Consider the following 5,422-nt stretch of genomic DNA (forward strand, 5'->3'; position numbering starts at 1 on the left):
GTCGTCTAAGTTGAAGCCACGTGCTAGCTTAAGCGCTAGAACCGCCTTGGACGAATAACTTCTTCTATCGCGCTCAAGCGCCTTGGCGTTTTCACACAGCCAAGACCCAAAGCAGTCATTCCAGAGTTACCAGCTTCGACCATCAATCGGCCGATTTGATCTAAATCAAAGGGAACCCGCTCTCGGCTGACATGGGCAGTTTGTTGCCGAGCAATCGCGCATCGGCGCGAGCTTTCGTTGTTTCGCGGGGTTCTCAAACCATCACGAGATGGTCGCGGATCCACTGCATGTCATTAAACAGATCGTTCTGTTGGGCCTGAGTGGCAGAGCTGTCAATCGCCGCAAGACTGGTTGTGTGACCCGCTGCATCGACGACATAGCCACCATAATCCTGAAAGGCTTTGGCAAGCGCATATCCTTCTGGCGTGAGATCCGCTTGTGAGAGGTCGAGACCGGCCGGCAGTGCGAAGTGGGCGCCCATCGGTATCGTGCCCGTATAGCTGCTCGTGCTGTCGCTATCCGCAGACACGGCCGGAAAGACGAACTGGTCGCTCCCGTCCGTGCCCGCCTTGAGCTGCGAGGGGTCGAGCTCGATGGCGAGTGCGTGATTGATTTGGCTGGAGTCCAACTCGTCCTTGGTCACGACCCCACCGTGCAGAGACGCTCCAGCGGCTCTGACCCCTGCGCCGCCCCCGGTGTTAGGATCGCCCCAACCGGTTCCAGTGTCGTAGTCGCCCACCACAAGGTAAGCCGCATGGTAGGTATTGGTTGATGCGTCGTAAGAGCCGTCCCACGCCTCGTAGTAACGACCATCTGAGTCGGACAGCATCCCCCATCCGTCGCTTCCGCCGAAAAAGGTCATATTGCTCGGGGTCTGGATCTGAAGGCTTCCATTGGACAGGAAAGCCCCATGATCGTTGAGCCTATCGTACGTCCAGATTGCCACTGGGTCGCTTGACGATGACTGAAAGCTCAGCATGTCGGCATGCACCCACGTGTTCGCCAGTGACGTATCACGAAACTGCTGGTTCTCTATTGAACCTGGATCGGAGTACGACGTGTGATCTTTGTCGATGGGCGTATTCCAGCGACTCGTGTCGATAAATGGATGGGATACCGTACCGCTCATGCCTTGCGCCTCTAATCGCGAGGCAGAAATATTGCGATTGTAATTCGGGCGCGCTAAGGGCGAAAAGAAGAAGTCACCTAAGCACGAAAGTGGCGGCCAGCGGACCAAGCCGCGTCGCTGAACGGATCTCGGCCTACCAATTTCAATCGTTCCTAACTATTCCCGCGATGCTTCTCGCCCCCCCGACGAGGTGACGAAGTGACCGTGCTGCTTGCTGCCGAGTCCGGAATTGGCCCTTCGCGTTGCCGCGCAGTAAGCTGGTCGGTTTCGGGGAAGAGCAGACATCGAACGGCGGCCGAAACCCGCAGAGTCGGTCGAGAATGACCCGTAGCGGGCATCAGGACGGGCTGATTGTCCTCCAGGAATCGGAGTTTGTCATGGAGGTGCGGCGGTGGGCGCAACAGCGTCCGCTTCACCACCGACCTTCCTGAATTTGATCAGGCCGAACGGGCTGATGCCTGTCGTCCCCGCGAAAGCGAAGCCGGCCGAGACGGCCAGCCTGCGATACTCAGCTTCCGTGCGCTCGCAGCCGCCGGGTCCGCGCAGCATGTTGAGGTCGCTCATGACGCAGGAGCGGTCCTCGGGGGCCGTCGTGGCAAGCTCCGGCATGATCCGCTCGATGACGATCAGCGTCCCGCTAGACGGCAGCGCGTCCCGACAGTTGCGCAAAATGACCTCGCAACGGTCGTCCTTCCAATTGTGAATGATGCTCTTCATCAGGATGGTGTCGGCGCCGCTTGGGACCACTTCGAAGAAACTGCCCGCGACGAACCTGCAGCGGCCGGCGATGCCGAGGCGATCGAAATGCGCGCGCGCGTCTGCCTCGCAGCGCGCAAGGTCAAAGGCGATGCCCTCAAGATGCGGGTTGCGCTGGAGTACGCCGCCAATCAATTCGCCGGTGCCGCCGCCGACATCCATGACGACGCGTGCGGCCGCGAAGTCGTGGGCCGCAACGATCTTTGGAACGATGGTCCGCGTGAGGCTGACCATCGCAGCGTTGAACCGGCGGGTCCATTCCGTCGCATGGCCTGTCACAGCATAGCGATCATCACCGTCACCGCGCAGCTGCGTCGCAGACTTCCCGGTGCGAACCGAATCGACTAGTCCGCTCCAGGATTGCGCGAGCATCTCGCCCTCAAAGAGAACCCAGTCCTTGAAGGATGGGGCGGCGCTCTCGTCGAGCTGCCGGCCAAGATCGGTCATGGCGAACCGGTCCTCGTCGGCCGGCCTGCAGAGGCCAAGTGTCGTCAGGCCAACCAGCAGCCTGCGCAGCGCACTTTCGTCGGCGGATACCAGGCTCGCGAGTTCGGCCACTGATTTCGCCTCATCGCCGATGGCCTCGGCGAGATTGAGCTTCGCCGCCGCATAGATCACCGCGGTGATGCGATGCGACTGCACGAGATCATGCAAGGTTGCTAGCCGGCTCATATGCTGTCTCCGTCAATGGCGGGTTCAATCGGTCGGGACGAACCCTGTTGCCTGCACGATCTCCTTCCATCGGTCGGATTCGGATGCGATCAGTCGGGCGAAGTCTCCCATGGCGACCGCATCGGGCTCGACGGCCAGCTTTTCCATACCGGCCCTGACCTCGTCAGTGCGCATGGCCGCCTGGATTGCGGCATTGAGCTTTTCGACGATCGACGCCGGCGTCTTCGCCGGAACGAAGAACGCATACCATGTGAGGTCCTCGAGCGACGGATATCCGGCTTCCCGCACCGTCGGCACAGCGGGAACAAACGGGCAGCGGCGCGGGCCGGTGGTTGCGAGCGCTCGAAGCTGTCCAGACCGGACGAGGCCAAGCGAGCTGCCGACCGGCATGATTGCCGATGCGATCTCACCCTTGACCAAATCCTGAATCGCACCGTTGCCCTGATAGGGCACGTGAAGAAAATCGAATCCCGCGGTGCGCCCGAACGTCGCGCCGAGGAAATGCAGCGTCGTTCCGGCGCCGGCCGTCCCGTAGGTGGCGAACTTCGGGTTAGCGCGGCACCAGGCGACAAAATCAACGACCGTCGTCACGTCCGCGGGCACCTTCGAACCGACCGTCAGCAACGTCGGGGTTGAGGCCACGGTCGATACGGGCGTGAAATCCCGCGGCTGATATCTCAGCGTCTTGTAGACGTGCGGAAACAGCATCATGAAACCAAGCGGAGCGAACAGCATCATCGATCCATCGGCGTCGGCGGTTTTCACCGCCTCCACTGCGATGCGACCGGCAGCGCCCGGCCGGTTCTCCACCACGATCGTTTCGGCATAGTCCTTCATCTGGCCGGCAACGAGCCGCGCCAGCCCGTCTTGCAGACCGGGCGTGAAGCCCGTCAGAATGTGCGCGGTTTTTGCGAGCGTTTGTGCGAGCGCCCGCGGCACGAGGCATGCGGCGGAGAGCGCGACACCGGCCGCCGACGCGGTCAACACATCGCGACGCGTGATCATCATCTGGCTCCCTGGCTCTGCCCAACGTCTCCGCGCGGGTTCTACCTTCGGATGTATCACGTCGGGGGCAGACAGGCTTGGTCGCCGGCTTACTTTTTCCTTACTGGCGGCTTATTCTTAAACAGACGGATTTCAACGATCGACCGCGATTGCGGGGAAATGGTTTGCGCTATTTCTTTGACGATTTTTCACTCGATACCGATCGACGCGAGCTTTGTCGCGGGCCGGAGGTCATCGCCATCGCACCGCAGGTGTTCGACTTGCTCGGCTATCTGATCGGCAACCACGAGCGCGTCGTCAGCAAGGACGATCTGATCAGCGCGATCTGGCAGGGCCGCGCCGTCTCGGACGTCGCTCTGACAACGCGCCTCAATGCGGCGCGCAAGGCGATCGGCGATTCCGGGGACGAGCAGCGGCTCATCAAGACGTTTCCGCGCAAAGGCGTCCGCTTCGTCGGAGCGGTGCGCGAAGCGCCGACGACAGTAACCGTCACCGGCTCGCCGAGCCCCGCCGCAGGCAAGCCGTCGCTTGTGGTTCTGCCCTTTACCAATCTGAGCCCCGATCCCGCGCAGGATTATTTCGTCGACGGCGTGACCGAGAGCCTGACCACGGATCTGTCGCGGATGGCCGGCATCTTCGTGATCGGCCGCAACACCGCCTTCACCTACAAGGGAAAGCATGTCGATCTGAAGCAGGTCGGCCGCGAGCTCGGCGTTCGCTACATGCTCGAGGGTTCGGTGCAGCGGGCGGGAAGCCGGATGCGCATCAACGTCCAGCTCATCGATGCCGAGACCGGCAACCATTTGTGGGGCGAACGTTTCGACAAACAGGTCGCCGATCTCTTCGACATGCAGGACGAGATCGGTGCCCGTCTCGCCAATCAACTGGGAACCGAGCTAGTCACGGTGGAGGCATGGCGCGCCGCCCGGGCGCCGCATGCGGATTCGATGGACCTGTATTTTCAGGGCATGGCGTATCGGAATCGCGGAACGGATCCCGCGAGCCTGTCACAGGCGCGAACGTTCTTCGAACAAGCCCTCCGCCTGGATGCCGCGAACGTCGAAGCCATGGTGGGTATGGCCGACGTCGATACTATGCGGGCAGCCTCCATGCTGATTGACCGGAGGGCGCCGATGCGGGTGGTGGAAGCGTCCTTGGCCGGGATACTTGCTCACACGCCCAATCACGCGAGAGCGCATTGCCTGATGGGCGTCGTCCAGATTTTCACAAAACGCGCCGCCCAGGGCATTGCCGAATGTGAGCGGGCGTTGGAGCTGGATCGGAATCTGGCCACCGCCCATGCATGGATCGGACTTGGCAAGTGCTATCTGGGTCGGGCCGAGGAGACTGAAGCCCATATCATGGAAGCATTCCGGCTCTCTCCCCGCGACAACAAGGCCTCTTCCTGGCTGAATACGGCAGGCGTCGCGCAATCATATCTCGGAGCCGATGAGGCTGCGGCGCGATGGTTCAAGCGATCGATCGAGGTCAACCGGAACATCGCTCCGTTCGTTCATTTCTTTCTCGCCGCCGCATTGGCTCATCTCAGGCGGGGCGAGGAAGCCCGGGCTTTCGTGCAGGCAGGGCTCATCCTCACCCCCCGGTTTCAGCATCGCCCAATTCCACGCAAGTTCCCCAACTGACAATCCGACCTGTCTCAGGCAGCGGGTTCGCATCGCCGAGGGTCTACGCAAGGCAGGGCTTCCCGAGGAGTGAATGGAGAACAGGTTCGTCGAGCCTGAGGATTGATCTTCCGAACTTCTGCTGTTGGCCGATTGTGTTGAAAAACTCGGTTTTCTGTGAGGTGTAATTTTTCTAAGCCGTGCTGACGCGTTCTCGCGGCAGAGACGTGGGGGACCG

General features: G+C 61.3%; 4 protein-coding genes. 1 reads left to right on the forward strand and 3 read right to left on the reverse strand.

The window, feature by feature from the left end; translation table 11 throughout:
- Positions 1-253: 253 nt before the first annotated feature.
- The 3 genes from AC629_RS39660 to AC629_RS39670 all read right to left on the reverse strand — a co-directional run bounded on the left by AC629_RS39660 (position 254) and on the right by AC629_RS39670 (position 3,565).
- On the reverse strand, positions 254-1,129 hold the full coding sequence (locus tag AC629_RS39660; protein WP_084810121.1) for a hypothetical protein: 876 nt from the start codon (positions 1,127-1,129) through the stop codon (positions 254-256).
- A gap of 375 nt (positions 1,130-1,504) precedes the next feature.
- On the reverse strand, positions 1,505-2,557 hold the full coding sequence (locus AC629_RS39665; RefSeq protein WP_084810122.1) for a methyltransferase: 1,053 nt from the start codon (positions 2,555-2,557) through the stop codon (positions 1,505-1,507).
- Between the two features lie 24 nt (positions 2,558-2,581).
- Positions 2,582-3,565, reverse strand: coding sequence for a Bug family tripartite tricarboxylate transporter substrate binding protein (locus AC629_RS39670; protein ID WP_245332143.1), 984 nt, complete (start codon positions 3,563-3,565; stop codon positions 2,582-2,584).
- A 74-nt stretch (positions 3,566-3,639) separates the two neighbouring features.
- Between AC629_RS39670 and AC629_RS39675 the strand changes: the two genes are divergently transcribed.
- A complete protein-coding gene (locus AC629_RS39675) occupies positions 3,640-5,205 on the forward strand; it encodes a winged helix-turn-helix domain-containing protein (protein WP_349531561.1) in 1,566 nt (521 codons plus the stop codon).
- The last annotated feature ends 217 nt before the right edge of the window (positions 5,206-5,422 follow it).

The organism is Bradyrhizobium sp. NAS80.1, assembly GCF_001908205.1.
Lineage (GTDB): Bacteria > Pseudomonadota > Alphaproteobacteria > Rhizobiales > Xanthobacteraceae > Bradyrhizobium.

Excerpts from the sequence above, each read along its gene's own strand:
- AC629_RS39670 (WP_245332143.1), bottom strand. The coding sequence starts at position 3,565 with ATGATGATCACGCGTCGCGATGTGTTGACCGCGTCGGCGGCCGGTGTC.
- AC629_RS39660 (WP_084810121.1), bottom strand. The coding sequence starts at position 1,129 with ATGAGCGGTACGGTATCCCATCCATTTATCGACACGAGTCGCTGGAAT.
- AC629_RS39665 (WP_084810122.1), bottom strand. The coding sequence starts at position 2,557 with ATGAGCCGGCTAGCAACCTTGCATGATCTCGTGCAGTCGCATCGCATC.